Origin of the sequence: Enterococcus sp. C63 (assembly GCF_040887215.1) — a bacterium.
Taxonomy (GTDB): domain Bacteria; phylum Bacillota; class Bacilli; order Lactobacillales; family Enterococcaceae; genus Enterococcus_B; species Enterococcus_B hirae.
In genome coordinates this window covers 1-22,807 of sequence record NZ_JBFOFI010000002.1, presented here as the reverse complement: position 1 = coordinate 22,807, position 22,807 = coordinate 1, and the positions used below count along the sequence as shown (strand labels likewise).

General features: G+C 38.3%; 19 protein-coding genes. 5 read left to right on the top strand and 14 right to left on the bottom strand.

Annotated features, from left to right (window positions below; genetic code table 11):
• Window positions 1-10: 10 nt before the first annotated feature.
• From AB3H90_RS02720 to AB3H90_RS02660, 13 genes are all read right to left on the bottom strand, one after another.
• Window positions 11-1,120: a M20 family metallopeptidase gene (locus AB3H90_RS02720; protein ID WP_053765861.1), complete on the bottom strand. Its 1,110-nt coding sequence runs from the start codon at window positions 1,118-1,120 to the stop codon at window positions 11-13.
• Window positions 1,080-2,429 carry an aspartate kinase gene (locus AB3H90_RS02715; RefSeq protein ID WP_053765847.1) on the bottom strand — a complete coding sequence of 450 codons (1,350 nt, stop codon included), beginning with the start codon at window positions 2,427-2,429 and terminating at the stop codon, window positions 1,080-1,082. Before AB3H90_RS02715 ends, AB3H90_RS02720 begins: the two co-directional genes overlap by 41 nt.
• A complete protein-coding gene (locus AB3H90_RS02710) occupies window positions 2,426-3,427 on the bottom strand; it encodes an aspartate-semialdehyde dehydrogenase (RefSeq protein WP_094940834.1) in 1,002 nt (333 codons plus the stop codon). The genes AB3H90_RS02715 and AB3H90_RS02710 overlap by 4 nt, the downstream gene beginning before the upstream one ends.
• A 14-nt stretch (window positions 3,428-3,441) precedes the next feature.
• On the bottom strand, window positions 3,442-4,137 hold the full coding sequence (gene dapD, locus AB3H90_RS02705; protein ID WP_095454064.1) for a 2,3,4,5-tetrahydropyridine-2,6-dicarboxylate N-acetyltransferase: 696 nt from the start codon (window positions 4,135-4,137) through the stop codon (window positions 3,442-3,444).
• Window positions 4,138-4,151: 14 nt separating this feature from the next.
• Complete coding sequence (dapB, locus tag AB3H90_RS02700; protein ID WP_034699411.1) at window positions 4,152-4,859, bottom strand: 4-hydroxy-tetrahydrodipicolinate reductase; 708 nt, start codon at window positions 4,857-4,859, stop codon at window positions 4,152-4,154.
• Window positions 4,856-5,737, bottom strand: a complete 882-nt coding sequence (dapA, locus tag AB3H90_RS02695; protein WP_368016136.1) for a 4-hydroxy-tetrahydrodipicolinate synthase — start codon at window positions 5,735-5,737, stop codon at window positions 4,856-4,858. The genes dapB and dapA overlap by 4 nt, the downstream gene beginning before the upstream one ends.
• Window positions 5,730-6,536, bottom strand: a complete 807-nt coding sequence (dapF, locus tag AB3H90_RS02690; RefSeq protein WP_368016134.1) for a diaminopimelate epimerase — start codon at window positions 6,534-6,536, stop codon at window positions 5,730-5,732. Before dapF ends, dapA begins: the two co-directional genes overlap by 8 nt.
• Window positions 6,533-7,780, bottom strand: a complete 1,248-nt coding sequence (gene lysA, locus AB3H90_RS02685) for a diaminopimelate decarboxylase (RefSeq protein ID WP_010738544.1) — start codon at window positions 7,778-7,780, stop codon at window positions 6,533-6,535. The genes dapF and lysA overlap by 4 nt, the downstream gene beginning before the upstream one ends.
• Window positions 7,781-8,150: 370 nt before the next feature.
• Complete coding sequence (locus AB3H90_RS02680; RefSeq protein ID WP_025480259.1) at window positions 8,151-8,798, bottom strand: hemolysin III family protein; 648 nt, start codon at window positions 8,796-8,798, stop codon at window positions 8,151-8,153.
• A gap of 98 nt (window positions 8,799-8,896) precedes the next feature.
• A complete protein-coding gene (locus AB3H90_RS02675; RefSeq protein WP_034699403.1) occupies window positions 8,897-9,724 on the bottom strand; it encodes a class C sortase in 828 nt (275 codons plus the stop codon).
• A gap of 33 nt (window positions 9,725-9,757) precedes the next feature.
• Window positions 9,758-11,635: a SpaH/EbpB family LPXTG-anchored major pilin gene (locus tag AB3H90_RS02670; RefSeq protein WP_368016133.1), complete on the bottom strand. Its 1,878-nt coding sequence runs from the start codon at window positions 11,633-11,635 to the stop codon at window positions 9,758-9,760.
• Entirely contained in the window at window positions 11,632-13,041 is a 1,410-nt protein-coding gene (locus AB3H90_RS02665) for a SpaH/EbpB family LPXTG-anchored major pilin (RefSeq protein WP_368016132.1), read from the bottom strand. Before AB3H90_RS02665 ends, AB3H90_RS02670 begins: the two co-directional genes overlap by 4 nt.
• Entirely contained in the window at window positions 13,041-16,547 is a 3,507-nt protein-coding gene (locus AB3H90_RS02660; protein WP_368016131.1) for a SpaA isopeptide-forming pilin-related protein, read from the bottom strand. Before AB3H90_RS02660 ends, AB3H90_RS02665 begins: the two co-directional genes overlap by 1 nt.
• 354 nt (window positions 16,548-16,901) lie before the next feature.
• On the opposite strand from AB3H90_RS02660, the gene AB3H90_RS02655 reads away from it, so the two are divergent.
• Window positions 16,902-18,392 carry a helix-turn-helix domain-containing protein gene (locus AB3H90_RS02655; protein ID WP_368016130.1) on the top strand — a complete coding sequence of 497 codons (1,491 nt, stop codon included), beginning with the start codon at window positions 16,902-16,904 and terminating at the stop codon, window positions 18,390-18,392.
• Between the two features lie 53 nt (window positions 18,393-18,445).
• On the opposite strand, the gene efp is transcribed toward AB3H90_RS02655, so the two are convergent.
• Window positions 18,446-19,009, bottom strand: coding sequence for an elongation factor P (gene efp, locus AB3H90_RS02650; protein ID WP_010720208.1), 564 nt, complete (start codon window positions 19,007-19,009; stop codon window positions 18,446-18,448).
• Between the two features lie 357 nt (window positions 19,010-19,366).
• Between efp and AB3H90_RS02645 the strand changes: the two genes are divergently transcribed.
• From AB3H90_RS02645 to AB3H90_RS02630, 4 genes are all read left to right on the top strand, one after another.
• Window positions 19,367-20,284 carry a PLP-dependent cysteine synthase family protein gene (locus tag AB3H90_RS02645; RefSeq protein ID WP_010720209.1) on the top strand — a complete coding sequence of 306 codons (918 nt, stop codon included), beginning with the start codon at window positions 19,367-19,369 and terminating at the stop codon, window positions 20,282-20,284.
• Window positions 20,285-20,339: 55 nt separating this feature from the next.
• On the top strand, window positions 20,340-21,488 hold the full coding sequence (locus AB3H90_RS02640; RefSeq protein ID WP_368016128.1) for a cystathionine gamma-synthase: 1,149 nt from the start codon (window positions 20,340-20,342) through the stop codon (window positions 21,486-21,488).
• A gap of 163 nt (window positions 21,489-21,651) precedes the next feature.
• Complete coding sequence (locus AB3H90_RS02635; protein WP_010720211.1) at window positions 21,652-22,110, top strand: S-ribosylhomocysteine lyase; 459 nt, start codon at window positions 21,652-21,654, stop codon at window positions 22,108-22,110.
• A 218-nt stretch (window positions 22,111-22,328) separates the two neighbouring features.
• Complete coding sequence (locus tag AB3H90_RS02630; protein ID WP_034699391.1) at window positions 22,329-22,799, top strand: glutathione peroxidase; 471 nt, start codon at window positions 22,329-22,331, stop codon at window positions 22,797-22,799.
• The last annotated feature ends 8 nt before the right edge of the window (window positions 22,800-22,807 follow it).

The window sequence follows — 22,807 nt, the reverse complement described above, 5'->3', positions numbered from 1 at the left end:
CACTTCTTTGTCACTGATCCTTTTTTAGCAAAAGTCCTTTTGTATGAAGGATCGTTTGATACCAAGCGACACCTTTTTCTAACACAGCCATATCAAAATCAAATCGTGCATCATGAAGTGCTGGTGTATCACCGACACCGAGAAAGAAAAAAACACATGGATACTTCTGGGTATAAACACCGAAATCCTCTGCTTGCAAGACCGGTTGTTCAAGCTCATGTAATTTTTCTGATTGCTTCAAGGCTGTATATAAGTGAGGATCATTGATGACCGCTGGATATCCATCATTATAACGGAATTGGATCGATACCTGCGAATTTTTTTGAAATTTCTCTGCTAAATCAGCCAGTTGTGCTTTGATCGAATCTTGGATTTGCTGATCATAAGAACGGATGCTGCCTGAGATAGTCACTTCATTTGCTAAAACATTTCGAATCGTACCACCAGTGATCTGTCCAAACTTTATTAAACGTCGCCATTCTTTAGGTAAAGATTGTTCCAACTCGTATACTTCATCCATAAAACCAATGGCTCCTCGGATACTGTCGATCCCTTGTTCACTAGAGGCAATATGGGCAGATCTCCCTTTGACAATGATATCTGTCTCACTACTTTGTGCCATAAAGGCGCCCGATCGTGAATAGATCTCGCCTTTGGGAAGACCTGGCCATAAATGAAACCCGAAAATCGCTTGGACTTGATAGTCCTCTAACAAACCTGTTTGAATAACACTTTCCGCTCCGCCAGATATTTCTTCCGAAGGTTGAAAAATCAGAACAACGTTGTACATTAACTGTTCTTTATGATCTGCGATATATTCCGTTAACCCTAATAACATTGCCATATGTCCATCGTGACCACACGCATGCATCATCCCTTCATGAGTAGAAGCAAAGGGAAGATTTGTTTCTTCTTGGATCGGTAAGGCGTCAATATCTGTCCGAAAAGCAATCGTTTCGTTTTGTTGATGATCAAAATAAAGCAATAAACCAGTCTCGCCGATTTCATGCAGGACTCCCCCAAGATCCTTGATTTGTTCATGCAAATACGCTTTGGTTTTAAATTCATGAAAGCCGATTTCAGGAATTTGATGTAACGCCATGCGATGTTTTGCTAACATCGACATTCACCATCCCTTCATAGAGCCCTTTAACGACTGTTTCATATTCTTCATTTTTTACCCCAATGATCAAGTTTAATTCTTGTGCCCCTTGGGATAAGATCGATGTCCGAATCTCTAGTTGATTTAAGATGGATAAGACTTTGCCAGAAAGTCCAATCAGTTCTTTATGTGGTCCGCCAACAACTGAGATCAATGCCAGATTCTCGATAATTTCGACTTCCTCGACACCCAAATTTTCTTTTAACTCTTTGGTAATCAAAAATAATTGATCTGCAATGGCTTCTGCTGAAACGACTACTCCAATATTGTCGATCCCCGAAGGAATGTGTTCGATCGAGATACCATGATTCGCAAAGACACTCATTGCTTTCCAAATAAACCCGATTTCATCAGACATATGTCGTTTAAATAGTGTTAGCGAAAGAAAATCTTTTTTTCCAGCAATCCCTGTTAAGCCATTTTCTTTTTCGACTTCTTTGCTGGAAATTCTAGTGCCTTGCGCCTCTGGATCGTTCGTATTTTTTATTTGAATCGGGATACCTGCTTCTTGTACTGGGAAAATAGCTGATTCATGGAGAACATTTGCCCCCATATACGCCATCTCTCGTAATTCTCTAAATGAAATTTCTTTGATGATTTTTGGCGTGTCAATGATTCGTGGATCAGCCATCATAATCCCGGAAACATCCGTCCAATTCTCATAACAGTCGGCATTCAATAGTTTGGCTAAGATTGCGCCAGTGATGTCGCTCCCACCTCGCCCCATCAATTTTTCTTTTCCAACTGGATTAGCACCATAGAATCCTGGGACTACTAGTGGGCCTTTTTCTTGATAAATAGTTATTATTGCTTGTTTCGTCCGTTCTTCATCGATCTCACCCGTATAATCAAAGAAAATCAGTTCTTTCGCATCTATAAACGTATAACCAACATATTCAGCTAATAACTTCGCAGTGAGATATTCTCCCCGACTGACCAAAAAATCTTGCGAGACTTTTTCTCGCTGTAATTTTTTTTGGATCTCTAACAATTCATCTTCAATCGGAAAAGTCAACGACAAGACATCTCTCACTTGAATGAATCGTTCACAGATCCTTTCCCACAAAGGTGTCCAGTCGACTCCATGATGAAGATAGGCATGGATCAAATACAAGAGATCCGTGACTTTGTCATCTTCTTTTGTTCGTTTTCCTAAAGCGGAAACAACGATCACACTTCGTTCAGAGGCAGCTAAAATAATAGATTTTACCTTTTTGAATTGTTCTTCATGAGCCATCGATGAGCCACCAAATTTTGCGACTTTCATTGGATCACCTCCCTGATTGGTGATAACAAGGCAGAGGCGATTTGTACAGCATTCGCAGCTGCGCCTTTACGGATATTATCCGCTACGGTATACAGCAACAGCCCATTTTCCAATGTAGGATCATGCCGGAGTCTGCCGACGTATACCTCATCTGTTCCTTTAGCAAGGATACTGGTCGGATAACTATGGTTGGGCAAATCATCCACGACTGTTATTCCCGGAAAATGTTGCAAACATTGACGGACTGCTGCAAGTGAAAATGGCTGCGCCAACTGGACTGCGATTAAAACACCATGACCAACTTCGATGGGGACACGTACACAAGTAGCCGAGACAGGTAAATTAGGCAAATGTAGGATCTTCCTTGTCTCAGCCATCATTTTGTGTTCTTCTTTCGTATACCCATCGTCCAACGGTGCATCAATTTCGGGGATGACTGTTTGACTGATATCATGCGGATAAAGCGAAGGTTCCTGCCCTTTTTGAGTGGCGTGAAGATCAGTTAGCCCTTGTTGCCCCGAACCAGAGACCGCTTGATAGGTGGAATAGTTCACGCGGTTGACACCAAATGTCTGTTGCAATGCCTTTAACGGTAAAACGGCTTGGATCGTGGAACAGTTTGGATTGGCAATCAATCGGTTCATTTCATGATCTGCTAGATTGACTTCTGGAACGATCAACGGAATCGACGGATCTTCTCGCCAAGCAGAAGAATTATCAATGACGACCAACCCATGTTCTCTAGCAAGTGGCGCAAATTCAAGTGAAATTTCTGCTCCGGCTGAAAAAAGCGCTAAATCATACCCGTCAAATGATGTCTTTGTTAATTCTTCTACTGTGTATTCTTTCCCCTTAAACACACAGACTTTTCCAGCTGAACGCTTGGATGCTAATAATTTCAAACGACCTACTGGAAAATCATATTCTGCTAACACGTTCAACATCGTTTGACCAACTAAACCAGTTGCTCCAACGATACAGGTATCTATTTTGCGCATCTTTGTCATCCTCTCTATAATTCCCGTAATGCAGCGATCAATGCGGTGTTTTCCCTCGTTTGGTCATCTTTGATCTTTAATACTCGGGCAGGCGTTCCACCTACTACGGTATCAGCGGCTACATCTTCTAAAACAACTGCTCCAGCCGCCACGACTGCATTTTTGCCAATACGGACACCTTCAACAATAACAGCATTCGCACCAACCAAGACACCGTCTTCAACCACCACTGGTTGAGCGGAAGCCGGTTCGATCACACCCGCCAACACTGCACCCGCACCAATGTGACAATTTTTGCCGACAATCGCTCTTCCGCCTAAGATTGCTCCCATGTCGATCATCGAGTTTTCCCCAATCTCCGCACCGATATTGATGATCGCTCCCATCATGATGACCGCATGATCACCGATCGTTACTTGATCCCGGATAATTGCTCCTGGCTCGATCCGAGCATTGATTTCTTTTAAATCAAGCAGAGGTATGGCACTATTTCTAGCTGTTTCTTCTATTTCGATCTCAATGATTTTAGCGGATTCTTTTGCGAGGATTGGTGCGATTTCTTGGTAATCACCGAAAATAATTTGACTATTCCCCTGACCAAATACTTTACACTTTTCAAATTTAATTGGTTCAGTGACATTTAAATACACTTTAACCGGTGTTTTTTTATCAGCTGTTTGAATCAAACGTATAATTGCTTGTGCGTCCATTTGCTTTCTCTCCTTTATCCACCTAAAGTATCTGCTAATTGATAGTATCCAGCTGGTTGATTGCTTAACCAAAAAGCTGCACTTACTGCTCCTTCTGCAAAAATCTGATTGGAAAACGACTCATGTTTGATTGATAATACTTCATCCGTAGATGCAAATAAAACTTCGTGCTCTCCAGGTACAGAACCAATACGTAAACTGTGTACTCCGATTTCATCGGTTTTTCTAGGTTGATCTTTCCATTGGAAAACAGGAGATAGTTTGCGGACTTCTTGCATACTAGCGAGTAGTGATTGAGCCGTTCCAGAAGGCGCATCTTTTTTTTGGTCATGATGTTTTTCAATCAATTCGATTTGCCATGTTTTCAATAATTCAGCAGCCTGCTTCACTAATTGATTCATGACAAAAATCCCTAAAGAAAAGTTCGCACTGTATAAAATGGGGAAACGTTGCCCAAACGCTTCGATTGCCTGGAATTGTTCCTCACTATAGCCAGTCGTTCCGATCACGACTGGAAGTTGGTGTGCTGCTCCATAATCTAGCACTTTTTCCAAATTATCTGCGTGAGAAAAATCAATAAGGAGTGAGATATTACTCGGAAAAGATAAAGTAGTCGCTTCTTTAAGGGAGACCTTTGGAAAAACGACTTCATGCTCATAAGATTCAATGACTTCTTGGATTTTTTTACCCATTCGTCCATGTCCGACTACACCAATTTTCATACCTGTTCTCGTCCTTTCATAGGTAATAATTCCTGTAATACTCCTCGCTTGTCCTCAGACAGAGGAACAAGTGGTAGCCGTAACGCACCTGAAGGAAGAGCCATCATCTCCATTGCGGCTTTTATTGGGATCGGATTTGTTTCACTAAACAAGGCATGGATCAATGGTAAGGCAGTTAATTGGATTTGCTGCGCTCGTCGAAGATCCCCTTGCTCAAACGTTGCGACTAATTCATGGACTAATCTAGGCTGGATATTGGCCCAAACACTGATAACCCCACTTCCACCCACACTTAATATTGGCAAAATAGCATCATCGTTGCCACTATAAAGGACAAACGAGTCTGTCAAAAGACGACCAATTGCCATCACATAAGCAAGATCACCTGATGCTTCTTTGATCCCGCTGATTTGTGGATGTGTCGCTAATTTTTCCAGGACTGGGATTGGGATCGTCATTCCAGTTCTAGATGGTACATTGTATAAAATGATCGGTCGTGGTGATTGGTCAGCAATTGCAGTAAAATGCGCCAACAAACCTGCATCACTTGTCTTATTATAATAAGGCGTGATCACTAACAATTGATCCGCCCCAATCGCTGCTAAACGTTGGACTCTTTCAATTGTTTTTTTCGTATCGTTTGTTCCTGCGCCTGCGATGACTGGGATTCTTTTATTTACTTTTGCTACTGTAAAACGTAGAATCTCCTCTTCTTCTTCTGGCGTTAACGTCGAAGATTCCCCAGTTGTTCCTAACACTAACAGGCCATCTGTACCTTCTGAAAGATGAAACTCAATTAGTTTCTCTAATCCCTGATAGTCAATTTCGCCAAGCGCATCCATCGGTGTAATCAACGCAACGATCGAACCTTTAATCATACGACATCTCCTTTTGTGACCATTCATGAACAGCTGGTCCCGTCATTTGTATTTGTGTCTCCCCAGTAATCATTAACTCTCCTTGCTCTAAGTGAATCATGGCCTTAGCGCTTGCCAAGTACCCATGATCTCTAGCTACGACATAAGCCGCACAACAGCCAGTACCACAAGCCAATGTCCAACCAACGCCACGTTCATACGTGCGTACGATCAGTTCCTGTTCATTGACTCGTTGGACAAAATTAACATTGGTTTTTTCTGAGAATAATGGATGGTGACAAATCTGTTCCCCTAACGCTTTCATTTGTTGCGCTTTTGCATCCTCTACAAAAACAACAGTATGGATCGTGCCCATAAACAAACTAGTTAGCTGGACATCCACTTGTCCAATACGTACTATTTGATCCACGATGGGTTCTGTTTGATTGAGCGCTAACTTTTCTGTTGAATAATCGGGTTGTCCCATCTGAGCGGTACAATAAAAAGGTTCTTTTGTCAAAATTTCAATGGAAATCACACCCGCTAATGTGTGTACGTCGAAAGGTGAAGTTTCTACCATAGCTTTATCCCATACATACCGAGCAAAACAACGAATCCCATTCCCACACATCGGCGCCTGACTGCCATCTTTATTGAAATAAAGCATCGTTAAAGGTTGCTCTCGAACGACAATCAACCCATCTGTATCAAATCGATCCTGTCCACACCACTTGCTGGCTAATTGGTGATAATCGATTCCTTCTTCATAGTCCATTAAGATAAAATCATTGCCGCAACCATTATATTTATGCAGGATCATTGAACTTCACCTCGCAATAAATCCTCATATTCTTGCCTACGTACCACTAATCGAGCAGTTTCACCGTTGACGAATACCACAGCAGGCGTCAAGGCTCGGTTATAGTTGCTACTCATTGAATAACCATAAGCGCCTGTGGCATATACCGCTAATATATCTCCGGGTTCAGCGATAGGCAAAAGAGCTTCTTGAATAACCACATCACCTGACTCACACATTTTCCCAGCGATCGTGACTTTTTCGGTTTTCTTTTCCCTTAATTTGGTTGCCAGATCACATTGATAGCTCGCTTGATAGAGTGCTGGACGGATATTATCGGTCATTCCCCCATCGACAAAATAATACTTTTTATTCGGCGTTTGCTTAATAAATCCTACCGTATAAAGCGTCGTTCCTGCTTCCCCAACGATACTTCTTCCGGGTTCGATCAACAATTCATTGATTACTAATCCTTGTTTTTTTAAAGCTTCTTCCGTAAAACGTACTAATTCTCGAACAGATTCTTCAATGGGTAATGGCTGATCACTTTCGGTATAACGAATACCGAACCCTCCCCCAAGATTTAGCGAAAGTACTTCATCAAAATCTTTAAGATAACCAACCAGTTTATGGATTTCTGCTATCCATGCCGATAGTTCAAAAATCTGCGAACCAATATGTGCATGAAAGCCTTCTAACTGTAAAAATTCACTACCCTGAATAAATTGGATCGCTTTTTGACACTCTTCACTTTCATAGAGTAGACCAAATTTTGAATCAATATGAGCGGTAACGACATATTCATGCGTATGTGCTTCGATCCCTACATTCAACCGGATCATTACCTGGAGTTCTTTTTGATATTCTTGGCTAAGTGCGACTAACAATTCAACTTCCATGAGATTATCCGCTACAAAATGAACAAGTCCATTTTCAATAGCATAACGGATTTCCGCAGGTGTTTTATTGTTTCCATGAAAATAGACCTCTTCCATTGGAAAGTCAGCACACACAGCTGTATAAATCTCGCCACCACTAACTACATCTAAACCTAATCCTTGTGATTGAATCAGTTTTAACATGGCGACGGTCTGAAATGCTTTTGATGCATATAAAATCTTTGTCTTAAAATGATCTGATTGAAATCCTTGTTTAAATGCCTTGATGTTCTCCACCATTTGCTTCTCGTCGTAAACATAAAGGGGTGTTTGATATTGTTTTACTAATTGACTAACAGGAATTTCACCGATCATTAATTCTGACATTCGAGACTACCTCTTTTCCGCAATGTTTTTTAAAATTTCTCTCATTAAGATTTGAATTTTATTTGAATAATATTAAACAAATTCTCAGTGATTGTCTACTATATTCATAAATTTAATAAAAAAAAGTGCATTCATACATTTTTTTGTATAAATACAAAACTAGCGAATAAAAGATTAAAAAACAATGGATATGCTCATAAATCTCACTATTTCAATCATACAATCTAGTGAAAGCAACTGCTCCATCAAATAAAAATACGTTTGGTTGCGATCATTCCATCGAAACCAAACGTATTTTTTTAATCCTTCGTTGTAAAAAAAAGAGCTATTCCTTTGTTCATCAGAAAATTCATTCTTAAATTGATTTTATTTAAACCACATACCCAAAGTAAACGGCTAAAAACATCAATGATGCACCTAACATCACAAATAAGTGCCAAATAACATGTGTGAATCTCTTACTTTTCATGCTATAAAAAATTGAGCCGATCGAGTAAGCTAACCCACCAGCGACCAATAAAAGTAAACCGGTCAAATTGATGTTTTGATAAAGTTTTGGTAAAACAATCACGATTCCCCAGCCCATCACATTATAAATAATCGTTGATACTTTAGAAACCTGACTGGCTTTCGCTAAAGTCAAACACTTGTAAATGATCCCGATAACTGCTGTTGCCCAGATTACACTAAGTAATAGTACACCAGAAAGTCCCTGAACGATTAACAGGCAAAAAGGCGTATAGGTCCCGGCAATCAGTAAATAGATCGAACAATGATCGAATATTTGAAACACTTTTTTTGCTTTTGTAAAAATCAAGCTATGGAACAACGTAGAACTGAAAAAAAGCAAAAACAGCGAACTGCCATAAATGATAAACGCAACATAATCGAGGGTTGAATGAGCTTGTTCCATCAGCAAGTCAAAACAAATGAGACTTAAAAACGCTGCAATTCCATGGGTGACGGCATTCAACACTTCATTCACTATTTGATACTTCCGACTAAATTCTACTTCCATTTTTGTATTTCCTCCAATCATTGATGCCTTCTTCTTATAAACCTATTATATACTGTTTGTAAGACTTTTACATCTAGTTTTCAAAACTATATTAAAACTTAATGTTTAAAATAGCAAATGAAACACACTATCCCGACCACTAGCAATCCAATCAATACGAATCCAAGAATCAAAAGAGATCGTTTTTTTTGGCTATCGATTTTCTTGACTTCTTTTTCAATGTCTTGATCTTCATAGGGAATACGGTGTCCTCGTACCAGCAACCGGTGACTATTGACCATATAAGGGGTACATGTTAATAATGTAACTAAATCCTGCCCTTTTTCAATCATCAGATCATCAAGATCTGTAGGCTCAATAATTTTGATTTGATCCACTTGATACGCTAATTTACCATTCTGACTTTCGATAAAAAACAAATCGTTTTTCTCTAGTTGATCTAAATCCGTAAATAGTTTGGCTTTGGGTAATCCACGATGACTAGAAAGAACGGCATGAGTACTTTCACCCCCAACTGGATAAGAGGTTCCTGCCAATAAAGAGGCACCTTTTTCCAGAAAAAAAGAAGTCGTTTGGTCAAAAATCGGTAGTCGCACATTGATTTTCGGGATTGATAACACACCAATGGTATGTTTTTGGATCGTTGATTGTGTTACCTTCTCCGGTTCTTCTTCGGCGAATGGGTCAGAGCCTGGGGAAGAATTACTTTTTGCAAGTTCTCGATTTTTTTCTAGATATTCTTGTTGGATTTTCTCTAACTCTTCTGTCTTTTGTTGTTGTGCTTGTTGTTGGTATTTTCTAATGATTTGCTGATCCAGGTAATCATTGATACGATCACTAACAAAAGGATACATAAAAATTACGATTCCTGTGATGAATAACAAGGTCATGAAACTATCCAAATATCGCCGCTTTTTGTTACTCATTGATCGTCATCCTTTTTTGACTCGTTTTTCCTTTTATTGATGGGATTTTTTTACTTTTACAAAATAACCAATTCCCATGATTAATAAGACTGTACCAATTGTTAGATAAAGGTAAATCCCTTTGCCACCTGTAGAAGGTAATGTTCCTTTATGCTTGTTTGGTACCTTTTCTGGTGAAATGACTTGTCCAGACAAATGATAAGATTGTTCATCGACTACAAATGAAAGGCGGTTAGTCAACTGTACATAATTTTCTGGTGCCTTGATTTCTTCTAAATAGTAGGTTCCATAAGCTAATCCAATGATGGTAATCAACCCATCTTTTTCAGTAGTAAAAACAGTCGCTTTTCCTTGCTCTTTCGTCCAATTAACGGCTTTCGTTTGAGGATCAATCAACAAATAGTTCGCCTCACTTGAATCTTGGTCTCGAACGACAAAGCTAGCACCTGCTAACGGTTGGTTTGTTGAAACCGCTCCATCAACTTTGATAAACTGCTTACCACCTGTAACTACTTCAACAGTTGGTGGTGTTTGGTCTTTCGTATAGTCGTTTTCTACATTTGCTTCATTTTGGTATCCTGTAGTTGGATTTGCTTGGTCATTCAAATACATATAATAAATAAATTTCAATGTTCCTCCAGGCGTTAAAGAAGGAATGTACGCTGGATCAACTGCCACCGTAAAGCCATTTTCTTGCTCAATCACTGTATAATGACTTGGATCGATTGTTGTTTCTCCATCGTAAAGTGCATAGCCATTGGCGCCATTGACTGCATGATGAAAAGTCAATGCTGCATCGTGTTGATCGATTAAATTGAATTTCGTGTATTTGTTCATTGAACCTTCTTTATCAGCAATTCCTTCGGGAAGATTGACCTTGATTTCATACTGGATCATTTCGCCAATTGCTACATCTTTGCCATTTAATTTTGGCGTACTTTTTTCAACTTTTGATGTATCATTTTTAATCGTTTTTTCGACAGGCGTTTGATTATTTTCGGTAATTTCAAATGCTGTTTTCGTTTGACTCTCAATCAATGCGGCGTTATCTGGTGCCTTCACTTCTTCCAAAAGGTAGTGGCCAACTTCTAACCCGTAAATTTCCATCTGACCTTTTTCACTGTTTTCTTCAATGAAGTCAGCTGTTCCGATATGATACGTTTTCCCAGTCAAAAAAGATTTAGCAGCGGTTTGATCAGTTGTCCAAGTATAAAGCCCGTCTTTCACACTATGAAGGTATTTTTTTACTGCTCCTTCGGTTTTTGAAATGTTAAAGACTGCGCCATTCAATGGTTCATTTTCGGCTGTCCCCACTTTTTTGACTTGCAATACCCCATTATTAGAAACAAGATTTTTAGGATATAAATGAATCGTGTCTAATTCTTCTGTACCATACTGATAAGAGCCGTCTGGTTGTTTGATCATTTCATAAACAGGAAAAGCCAATACCATATTGCCAGCTGAGACTACCCCTGCTTTCGGTTCTTCTTTGATGACATAAACCGCATCTTTTCCATTTTGAGATTTTGGCAATTCCAGTGTTACGCTTCCTTGTGCATCTGTCGTTCCAGACGTGATTGGTTCTCCAGGAGTCAGTTCTTGAACTGCTTGTTGCGCTTCTTCGACTGATTTACCATTATTTCGTTGTTCATAAAATTGATTCGTTACATTATAAACAGTAAATGATACATCTCCTAGACCTTGATATTGGTCAAACTCTGTCATCTCTTTCCCACTGTTTTGAATAACATTGGGTAAAGAAAGTGCTTTTTTCTTATGCAAGATCACTTGTGCAACTTCTTGATCGGTAGCTGCAAAGACAGGCGATTGCCCTACCCAGCTACCTAAAACAGCTGATAACACGAATAATATTCCCCAACAAATGTCGATTGCTTTCCACTCTTTTTTCATTTATTTTCACCTTTCTTTCTCCATTTCCACAGACTGATACTAACTAGTATTAGCCCAACGATGACATAAAACTGGCTATTTTTTTCATTTGTTTTAGGCAGCAAACCGAAATCTGCTTTACGATTCTTTACCTTCAAAGGATCCGCCTGTTGTCCGTTTTGCTGAAACGAATTTTTTTCAACTACAAAAGGAATTAGCTCTTCACTTTTGATATAACCTTTCGGTGACTGGATCTCTTCAAGGTAATAATTCCCGTCGGTCAACCCTCGAACTGAAAAATTCCCTGATTGGTCGGAAGTAAGTCTATACGCTCCTTCACTACTCATTCGCCAAGTAACGCCTTCCTTCGTTTGATGAAGGTATTTACCTCTTTGATTTTTTACTAGAAATACAGCGCCTTGTAGAGGACTTTGATTTCGACTATCAATTTTCAAAAAATGCTTTCCTCCCGTACGGATGGCTGTTGATCGTTGGAGGTACTCACGTTCTGTAGTGACCGTGACGTTATTCTTCAATTCCTCGTCTGGAATTGCTGTCGCTGATGCTTGCATCTGATAGGTAATCGAAAGTGGTTGTCCAACCATTTTTTGGAGTGTCTCTTTAGCCAATGTCAATTCAAAGCCATTTTGATGAGAAACCATCTTATACCCGGAATGTATTTCTTGTCCGCCAATTTTGAGTTTCCATGTATCAGGTAAGAAGAGCAAATGATCATCAGCTTCATCAATGAGTTGATAGCTTTGACAGTCAGAAACAATGGTATCTACTGTATAAGTGACGATTTCACCAAACGAAACACTGGAATCTCCTTGGATCTTTTTTTCCAAAAAAGAAAGTGGAGTCGTTTCTTCGTTCTTAGGATATAAATGAATCGTCTTCAATTCTTGACCTTGCTCATTATTAATTGGGAGTACCACAACTAAATTGGCTGATTTTTCTTTGACGTTTACTGGCGTCTTCGTTTCTTGAAAAAGATACACTTGATCTCTTCCTTGTGCATCTTGCTTTGGTAATTGAAATTGAGCGATACCAGCTTCGTTACCAACGGTTTTGGTGATTTGTTCTGTTACAAACGTTCCGATCTCTTGTCCCTTTTTTGCTAATTGTTGTTGCGCTGTTGTGACATCGATCCCTTGTTCTCTCAATTGATAGAAAGAAGCTGTGACATCATAAACCGAAAAACTCACCTCATTTAGTCCCTGAGCTTCTTGGAAGAATACTTGCTCTTCACCCGTATTTTTTTGTGGATCAGGTAAATTCCCTTCCGTAAACAGAAGTTTATGCAAGATAATCTGTACTTGCTTATTCGAAGATTGGTTCGGAATATTTTGAGCCGCACTTCTTTGCGATCCAATCGTCAACAACAGCGGAATGAGGAACAAGATATACCAGATTCTTTTTTTCATTACGCCACGCCCTTTCTTTGTTTTTTGAAAAAGGCAACGAAACATGTGCTGCTTATCGCAAGGAAACCAGCTAAATAGAACCAAATACGACCCATTCCGCCAGTCTCAGGTAAAGGAACTTTGACTTGATTGGTAATCGTTAACGTAATTTGATTATTTTCGTCTCCAGCTACTAATCCACTTTCTTGTTTGGACCCATCCACGGTCACTGTTCCATCTTCCTTCACCACGATCAAGACTGGCTTTTTCAATCCTTGATACCCATCTGGTGTTTTGGTTTCCGTTAACGTGTAAGAACCAGGTTGAAGGTTTTCAAATGTAAATGTATCCGTTGATTCACCTGCTTGAGGTAGTTCGACACTTGACCCTTCCCCCTCTAGTTTAAAGCTAGCCCCTTTCAATGATTGACCGTTATCTTGTTTTTTATAGACCGTAAGATTAAAAGGTTTGAGATGGTTTTGATGCTGTAATGTCCAGTGCGGATCTACCTCAACATTTTCATGTTCATAGTAGATCGTGCCATATTGATCAATCGTCCATTCATAATTCCCAGCAATCGTATCATAGCCAACGGGTCCTTTCGTCTCTACCATTCGATATTCTCCTGGTTCCTCTACTGTAAATTGAGCCAGTCCCGTTAGTTCCGATACTTTTGTCGCTACTGTTCGATAACTATCAGCAGCATCTTTTTTCTGTAATTCAAAAGCAGCACCTGCTAAGTGGACTTTTTCTGTCCCATGAAGCGTATATTTGTGAATCGCCAAAGGAATTTTTTTGAAAGGATTTTCGATCGTTAGAAGAATCGCCTGTTCCTCGATTTTTGCGGATTGTCCGTCGATCGTTACCTTTCCTTCGGCTGATACCGCAATCTTCCAGGTGTTTTTTTGAGCAAGTTCATGTCCGTCTGGTGCCTGTACCTCTGTAAGCGTATAGGTTTCCCCTTTCATTAGTCGAACATCAGCAGGCAAGTGATAACTGCCATCTTTGTTATCGATCAAGCGGATCGTTTTAGATTGACCAGTTAATTCGAAAACTGCTCCTACAAGATTTTTTGCTCCAGATGAAGAATGTTTGGTGATGTTCAAATCAAATGGTGTAAACTTTTTAGTGTTTTTCCAAGTCGTATCGTTGACTTTAGCAGCCTCATAGCCTTCAACGGTCATTTCGTTACTTGCTTGATAGTTAAACGCTTGTCCTTGGTTATTAAATTTTGGCAACATCATGTTTTCTTGATAGTCAGTGCCATTACTTGCTGAGAGTAACTTGATGTTTTCACGTCTCCAAGTTCCCTCGGTATCATTAGTTGGTTTATTTAACTGGATAAATCCAGTTTGCCAACTATTTTTATCTGTTGTTGGCGTTCGTTTTATTTCATAAGTGATGTGATCTGGTCGTAGGCTAGTATCATGATCATATTCTTCCCATTCTTTTGTGAAAGACAATGTTACGCCTGGTGCTTTTGCGGAAGGAACGCCAAATTCAACAATTGTTGAAGCATCCGCCGTCGGTTGCAAGGTTGTTTTTTCATTCATTTGGTACCATACATCGGGTTTAAACGTTTTACTTTCAGTTTGGATTCGTACCTGATAATGGATTTGGATTTCCTGATCTTTCCCTAAATATAGTTGATTGCTTTGGATCGTTGAACCAGAAATACCAATCGTAGGCATTACTGCGACAGCATTTTTCCCTACATCTTTGATCGTGATGGTATTTTCTTCGTAAACAAAGGGTTGAGCAATCGGATCAATCACTTTTCCATTACTGATGGTTCCAGCAATATGGACCGCTTTTTTCGCTAAATAATCAGAAATATCTGTGGCACGATCAGCCGATTCGTAATAGAATTGACCAGATTCATCCGTTGATACCATTTTCTTCATATTTGTTTCCACATCAGCTTTTGATAAGCCAGCTGGAATATCTGATTGCAATTGGATTCCTAAGCCATGGATCTTGATTCCTCGTTCTTTCAACGCTAATGCTTCGCCAATCGTCGCTATAAACGTACTCCGAATTTGCTTCTCTCGATTGTTTTGATCTGGAACATCGTAATATCTACTTAAAAGAGAAGTATTTCCGGCTCCTTCTCGTACATCGCTAAATTCAGTTCCATAATAACTACCATCTTGTTCTGTAAACACTTTGTTCACGTGATAGGAGTAGGTTGGCACACCATCCGTTAATAACACAATCACTTTTTCATGATTATTTTGTTCAGCCAACATCTCACCAGCTTCTCTCAACGCTTTTTGAGTAAAGGTTCCCCCTTGTGTCGTTGAAGGAGTGATCGCTTTAATCTGATTTTTTACAGAATTGAATGAACTTAGTGGGATTGAACCGTTGTTATAACCCACACTAGAATACCCAATATAGCCAAGATTGATTTTTTCAGCTATACCACTATGGTCAAGGGTATCTACAAAACTATTGACCCCTCGTTTCACTTCGGCTAAACGATTGTCTTCATTCATACTGCCTGACCAATCGACTACTAATACAACGTCTACAGGTGAAAACTCTTTTTGAACGTTCCCACGTACATTTAAAAAAACATCGTATAATCCTGGTGTAGTCGTTTCTCGTGCATATTTACGAATAGCATAAGAGGATTCTTCTCCTGTTCCCCCGTATTCAATATAAGAATTTGACCGATTAGATGGGTCGCCATTCCATGACGTCACACCATCCCACTGACCATTTTGATTTCCTTGATGATTGAGAACCGTTTCGTTTCCTGTCGGCTGCCACGCTTCTTGTGGGTAGACCCCAGTAGAATCGTTGGTATAATTTGGTACGATAGGTGTGACAGTTTGTTTATTATTTCCAGCAGAAAAGAGAGCGGGAAATTCAAACGGACGTACAACCTCTTCTTTTGTCTCTTCTTCAAGATCTTGTCCCTTTGCTTGCTGTTCTTCATTTCCTCTTTCTGTTGATCCCTTTGTGTCTGCTTCGTTAGATTTAGTCGATTGCTCCGTTGTTTCCAGCGAAGTTTCCTTATTACTTTGTTGCTCTAATGTATTATTTTCCAGAAACTTAAATGATTCCTTCACAATCGGCGTGAGTGCTTTTCCTTGCTCATTTTCTGCCGTTTGTTGTTCCACTAAAACTTCTACGTCAACTGACTGATTCTGCTTGATGCCTGCAAAAATCCACTTCTCGTGATACTCTTGCTTGAAAAATTGGCTAGTTGTGAGCCATTTTCCACTAGTTTCATTAAGGTATTCCGTATATTCAGTTGTTGGAATTGGTAGAAGCATTTCTTTTGTTTCTGAATCAATAACCCGTACCAAGTATCTATGTCCTTGGTCATTCTCAGAAAGCCCTAATTCGACGGTCAATTGTTCCGCAGATTGATGAGCTTGGACTTGGCCATATTCATTAGCCATTATTTCCATAGTAGCCTCATTACTTGCTTCCACAAGTTTCCTATTCTGAAAGAAAAAATTGAGTACAACAATGATTCCTAAAGACCCTAACAAAAAGAATAATTGTTTCTTTCTCATAGATATCCTCCTTAAAAATTATTTAAAATTCAGTTAGATAATATAAAAAAAGAGAAAAAACCTCTATTTTTTCTCTTTTTATTCTCATTCAATTTTTAAGTGGTTTTTTTAGTTATATCAAATCTATAGAAGATATGTAAGTAAAAAATATATCTATAAACTTTCTGTTATTTTTATATAATGATATAGTTTATATTTTCAAAATAACTGATCGAATAGACTTGGTTTTGAAACACTGACTTTCTTCTCATTTCTACAATTACTGAAAAAATATAAAAATCTGAGATACATATTTACAAGATGATAAAAATGAGTTAATAATAATAATACTAAATTAGAAAAGATGGTGATTTATTGATCGAGCAATTATTGTTAGATGATCATTCGCGAGGAAAATTAGCTGTTTATGGTCAACTATTGACGTTATCTCCAGGAGAGCACTTGATCGATAACCTAAGAGAAAACTTAGAAACAACAATCAGTATGGTTAAACTAAAAAAAATCCTTGTTTCTATTCAAGAAGACTTGGAAAAGATAAGTAATAAACAATTATTAACGGCTAAAAATAAGTTGATCATTCGTGAAAGAATGATCCATTACAATCAATATCAAAATTTTTTAACCACACAAAGTATCCCTTATCAGTTATTGCTTAGTATCATCAAGAAGCAAGATGAAGATCTTGCTTCTTTTTGTCAACGCAACTATATTAGCCGTTCCACTTGTTTTCGCCAAACCAAAAAATTAGCGCAGTATTTTAAAGACTATCATATCACTTTGAACTTAACGAACTTAACACTAACAGGTTCGGAAATGCTGATCCGGATTATGTTTTTTAACTTTTTTTGGTTTGTTTCATTAGGTGAAAGTCTAGATGATCTCTATTTTAGCGATGATTTAAAAGCACTATTTGAGTTATACGAAGCGGAACATCTGAAAGATAAATATGCAATTGGCAAGAAGCAAGCTATGCTCCATTGTAAAATCAATCTTTTACGAATTAAAGAGGGTCATTTCACTGATATTTATGAATTAACTCCCACTTCTTTTATCCCTAGTGGAACAGATCTTGAATTTTTTTATGATTTCTTTCAACTTGCTAATTTGAAGCTCGATATTTTAGAAATCAATTCCCTTTTTTATTTGTTCTATTATTGGCCTTTTCTAAATTCCAAATCAGATGTCCAATTACCAATCGTGGAACATTCTTATCTGCAGGCGAACAACCATTTAAAAAAAGTCTTGGAAGAGTTTGAAACGCATTGTCAAAAATATATTAGTAATTTCAACTTTCATGAAGAGCCTTCCCTTCATGCGAATATCTACCTTTCATTGTTGAATTTTACTGTATTCAAACAAAAAATCCCTTTAACAACCTTTTTTATTTCTACGTATATCCAAAAGAAATATCCTATGATCCAAATTTTAGCTACTAAAATCGAAAGTTATTGGAAAAAGATTGCGAATCGTAAAAACTTCCTTTGGTTAAAAAATTGTAGTAGTGAATTAGCTTTCATCCAAGCTTGTTTACTTTATCCGTATTATACCAAGCTGGAAGAAGACTATAAATTGAAAGTTGGCTTTATCAACGTTTCAGAATACTTGATCACTTATGAGATATTTAATCTAGGTGAAAAGATTCCTTTTATCGAGATTGAAAAAGCCCATCTGCCACTCACGAAACAGTATGATTTTTTTATTATTGGTTCACCCTTGCTTATTCCTCCAGAGCTAGACCCAGCAAAATATGCGGTCATTGATTTTTGTCGTTACAATGATTTTGAAACGGCATTGTATCAACGACTTTCACATGCCCACCATGAAAAATTAAAAAAACAGCTATAAATAAAGGCTTTTGCTCAAGTATCCTACTGGATCTTGAACAAAAGCCTTTATTGTTATTTTGATGCACGTTTTACGTATGTGCCTTCTGTTGTATTGATTTCAAGTAGTTCATCTGTTTCGATGAAGTCTGGAACGTTAACGACTAAACCTGTTTCCATTGTAGCTGGTTTACCAGAACCAGTCACGGTTGCTCCTTTAATTGAAGGTTGTGTTTCAACAACACGCAAAACAACCGTTGTTGGAAGTTGAACACCAATCACTTCGCTGCCGAAGAATTGAATTTTTACTTCCATATTTTCTAAAATATATTTCATTTCTTCTTCTACAGTCTCTACTGGAATTTCATATTGTTCATATGTTTCAAGATCCATAAAGAATGCTGTGTCGTCCATTGTATATAAATATTGTACTGGTTTCGTATCAATATGTGCTTTTTCAAACTTTTCTTCTGGTCGGAAAGTTGTGTCATATGTTGCTCCTGAACGAACATCTTTTAGTTTCATACGCATCACAGTGTTTCCTTTACCAGGTTTGTGGTGGCTTGCGTCTAAAACTTTAATTAATTTACCGTCTTGAACAAATGTCATACCGGCTCTTAAATCACTTGCTGAGATCATTATTTTTGCTCCTTCTTAACTTAATCATAATCAACTTTATTGTATCAGACAACCGCTTAGAAAACTAGGGAATTATCTATTTTTAAGTTTTACTCTTTGACTTTCTCGTTTAATCATGCTATTTTTAATGAAATTCATTTTTGGAGGGACTTCACATGACAAACAGCAAATCAAAACAAATGAATATTTGTTGTTGTATGGTGCATAAAAGCAGCATACGATTTGTCATGTCTATTAATAGCCCTTCATAAATTGGTATTGCCTTCTTCCGTTTTCCAATACTTATTTCATGATTTTTTCAAGGAGCTGATTTAATAGTCAGCTCCTTTTTATATTCTATTTTTTTAGGAGGGAATTATGATCATTACAACAATCACCGAAGCAATTGGATCCACCCCGTTTTTTAAATTTACTGCTAAAGATTATCCTATGCCCCAACATTCAGCTATTTATGCGAAATTAGAGTATTTGAACCCCGGCGGAAGTATCAAAGATCGACTCGGTCATTATCTGATTCAACAAGGGATTCAAACCGGACAGATCACAAAAGAGACAACAATTATTGAACCTACTGCTGGTAATACTGGAATTGGTTTAGCATTAACTGCTTTAAGTTATTCTATCAAAACAATCTTTGTTGTTCCTGAAAAATTCAGTATGGAAAAACAACAAGTGATGAAAGCATTAGGCGCAACAATCATCCACACACCAAGTGAACTGGGCATCGTTGGTGCGATTGAAAAAAGTAAAGAATTAGCGAAAACCATTCCTCACAGCTTTCTACCAATGCAATTTGAGAATTGGGCGAATCCCATGGCCTATTATCAGACGATCGGACCGGAAATTAGTCAAGAACTTACAGAACCAATCACTAGCTTTGTAGCGGGGATTGGTAGTGGCGGTACGTTTGCGGGCACCGCTAAATATTTAAAGGAACAAAATGCAGACATTCGTTTAATTGGTGTCGAACCAGAAGGCTCAATTTTGAATGGTGGTACTGCTCATAGTCACAAGATCGAGGGAATTGGCGTTGAATTTACCCCACCATTTCTTTCTGGAATCACCATAGATGGTTTTGAAACGATTTCTGATCAAGAAGGCTTTGCTTACACAAAGCAACTAGCCAAGCAACAAGGTCTATTAGTTGGTAGTTCTAGCGGCGCTGCTTTTGCGGCAGCCTTACATGAAGTCCAACGATTACCTTTAGGAAGTTCAGTGGTAACTATTTTCCCAGATGGAGCAGACCGTTATTTATCAAAAGGAATCTATTCATAAAACAAATAGTCGTTTTGACCGAAATACAGATATAAAAAATTAGGAGGAACAAATAATGCATATTCAAACAAAACTAATACATGGCGGAATCAGTGAAGACCCTACTACTGGAGCAGTTAGTGTTCCGATCTATCAAACATCCACTTATCGACAAAATAGCGTGGGAAATCCCAAGCAATATGAATATTCTCGTTCTGGGAATCCCACACGTTTTGCCCTTGAAGAATTGATTGCTGAGTTGGAAGGTGGAATCAAAGGATTTGCTTTTGCCTCTGGTTTAGCCGGTATTCATGCAGTCTTCTCTCTTTTTCAATCAGGAGACCACATTTTATTAGGTGATGATGTTTATGGTGGTACTTTTCGACTCTTTGATCAAGTCCTAACCAAAAGTGGTCTGGAATATACAATTGTCGATACGAGTGATTTGGCACAAGTAGAGCAAGCCATTCAACCCAATACAAAAGCACTTTATTTAGAAACTCCAAGTAACCCTTTATTAAAAATCACTGATCTCCAAAAAAATAGTCAACTAGCAAAAAAACACCAACTGATAACAATTGTTGATAATACTTTTGCCACCCCTTATTTCCAGAGACCACTTGACTTAGGGGCAGATATCGTCTTGCACAGCGGAACAAAATATCTCGGAGGACACAGTGATCTCATCGCAGGTTTGGTTACTACAAATAATGAAACCTTAGCGGATGCTATCGGCTATTATCAAAATGCCATTGGCGGTGTATTAGGGCCACAAGACAGCTGGCTACTTCAAAGAGGAATCAAAACATTGAGTGTACGAATGGCAGAACATCAAAAAAATGCTTTTGCGGTCGCACACTTTTTAAAAGGACGTCCTGAAGTTGAACAAGTCTTTTATCCTGGTTTGGTCACTCATAAAAATCATGAAATTGCGCAAGCACAAATGAGTGGTTATAGTGGCATGGTTTCTTTTACACTAAAAAATGAACAGGCTGCGATTCCTTTCGTTGAATCTCTCCGATTGTTTATTTTGGCAGAAAGCTTAGGTGGTGTGGAAAGTTTAGTCGAACTTCCCGCAGTGATGACTCATGCTTCCGTTCCTAAAGAAAAAAGGGAAAAAGCAGGTATCAAAGATGGATTGATCCGCTTATCCGTGGGAATTGAGTATGAGGATGATCTTATTGAAGATTTAACTCAAGCATTTCAGCAATTAAAAGAAAATTAGCGAATGAAAGAAAAGATAAATTTCATTTCAGATTGCTACACCTACAAAGCAATAAGTGTTAGAATCTAATTGGAAGCACTGTGTTTATCGAAGTTTCTTCTAGTAGATGTGTACTTGATTCCGATAAACAAAAATGATTACCAATAGTTAGGAGCCTTAAGTCATGAAAATGAACGTAGAAAGTTTTAATCTTGATCACACAAAAGTAAAAGCACCTTATATCAGAGTAGCTGATAAAAAAACTGGGGAACACGGCGATGTCATTATCAAATATGATGTTCGCTTCAAACAACCGAATAAAGAGCATATGGATATGCCAAGTTTACATTCTTTAGAGCATTTAACTGCAGAATTGATTCGTAACCATGCTGATTATATTGTTGACTGGTCACCAATGGGTTGCCAAACAGGTTTTTACTTAACTGTTTTAAACCATGAAAGTTACGAAGATATTTTAGATGTTTTAGAACAAACAATGAAAGATGTACTTGAAGCGACGGAAGTCCCTGCAAGCAACGAGACGCAATGTGGCTGGGCAGCTAGCCATACATTGGAAGGTGCGCAAGCACTCGCTCGTGAATTCTTAGAAAAACGTGATGAATGGTCTCAAGTAGAAGCATAATTGACACAGCTATTGAGAAATCCATATATTCTCAGATATGTCATTTCAATGTTCTATAACAAATCGTTTCCTTATAAGCGATAAGCGAAACTTTTGACAAATAGTTACAAAATAACCATATTTATCAGTAGAAGATAATTTTTAGCTAAGCTCTAAACGAAAACAAATGATTTTGTTTGATGTTTGGAGCTTTTAAACTATCCTGAGGAGGAAAGATGATGAGTATTTATAATTTTACGGTTACTTTAGAAGATGGAACCTCTTATTCATTAGATAAGTACAAGAATCAACCGATGATCATCGTGAATACCGCAACGAAATGTGGGTTAGCTCCGCAATTCGAGCAATTAGAAGAACTTTATGAGCGTTATCAATCTCAAGGATTAATTATATTAGGGTTTCCTTCTAACCAATTCAAACAAGAAGTTGCTTCTGCCAGCGATGCCGCTCAAGCCTGTCGAAATACCTATGGCGTTACTTTTCCAATGCATCAAATCATTGATATCAACGGTCCAAAAGCAGACCCTCTTTTCGACTATCTAAAAAAACAAGCCCCCGGCACATTATCAAATGCTATCAAATGGAATTTTACTAAATTTTTGATTGATAAAGAGGGGAATGTCGTTGAACGTTTTGCTCCACAAACGACACCTATGAAGATGACCAGTGCGATTGAAGCTGTTTTATAATATCGAAT

Excerpts from the sequence above, each read along its gene's own strand:
- AB3H90_RS02630 (WP_034699391.1), top strand. The coding sequence starts at position 22,329 with ATGAGTATTTATAATTTTACGGTTACTTTAGAAGATGGAACCTCTTAT.
- AB3H90_RS02635 (WP_010720211.1), top strand. The coding sequence starts at position 21,652 with ATGAAAATGAACGTAGAAAGTTTTAATCTTGATCACACAAAAGTAAAA.
- AB3H90_RS02710 (WP_094940834.1), bottom strand. The coding sequence starts at position 3,427 with ATGCGCAAAATAGATACCTGTATCGTTGGAGCAACTGGTTTAGTTGGT.
- dapD (WP_095454064.1), bottom strand. The coding sequence starts at position 4,137 with ATGGACGCACAAGCAATTATACGTTTGATTCAAACAGCTGATAAAAAA.
- dapF (WP_368016134.1), bottom strand. The coding sequence starts at position 6,536 with ATGATCCTGCATAAATATAATGGTTGCGGCAATGATTTTATCTTAATG.
- dapB (WP_034699411.1), bottom strand. The coding sequence starts at position 4,859 with ATGAAAATTGGTGTAGTCGGACATGGACGAATGGGTAAAAAAATCCAA.
- AB3H90_RS02665 (WP_368016132.1), bottom strand. The coding sequence starts at position 13,041 with ATGAAAAAAAGAATCTGGTATATCTTGTTCCTCATTCCGCTGTTGTTG.
- AB3H90_RS02670 (WP_368016133.1), bottom strand. The coding sequence starts at position 11,635 with ATGAAAAAAGAGTGGAAAGCAATCGACATTTGTTGGGGAATATTATTC.
- dapA (WP_368016136.1), bottom strand. The coding sequence starts at position 5,737 with ATGATTAAAGGTTCGATCGTTGCGTTGATTACACCGATGGATGCGCTT.
- AB3H90_RS02680 (WP_025480259.1), bottom strand. The coding sequence starts at position 8,798 with ATGGAAGTAGAATTTAGTCGGAAGTATCAAATAGTGAATGAAGTGTTG.
- lysA (WP_010738544.1), bottom strand. The coding sequence starts at position 7,780 with ATGTCAGAATTAATGATCGGTGAAATTCCTGTTAGTCAATTAGTAAAA.
- AB3H90_RS02715 (WP_053765847.1), bottom strand. The coding sequence starts at position 2,429 with ATGAAAGTCGCAAAATTTGGTGGCTCATCGATGGCTCATGAAGAACAA.
- AB3H90_RS02720 (WP_053765861.1), bottom strand. The coding sequence starts at position 1,120 with ATGTTAGCAAAACATCGCATGGCGTTACATCAAATTCCTGAAATCGGC.
- efp (WP_010720208.1), bottom strand. The coding sequence starts at position 19,009 with ATGATCTCAGCAAGTGATTTAAGAGCCGGTATGACATTTGTTCAAGAC.
- AB3H90_RS02645 (WP_010720209.1), top strand. The coding sequence starts at position 19,367 with ATGATCATTACAACAATCACCGAAGCAATTGGATCCACCCCGTTTTTT.
- AB3H90_RS02660 (WP_368016131.1), bottom strand. The coding sequence starts at position 16,547 with ATGAGAAAGAAACAATTATTCTTTTTGTTAGGGTCTTTAGGAATCATT.
- AB3H90_RS02675 (WP_034699403.1), bottom strand. The coding sequence starts at position 9,724 with ATGAGTAACAAAAAGCGGCGATATTTGGATAGTTTCATGACCTTGTTA.
- AB3H90_RS02640 (WP_368016128.1), top strand. The coding sequence starts at position 20,340 with ATGCATATTCAAACAAAACTAATACATGGCGGAATCAGTGAAGACCCT.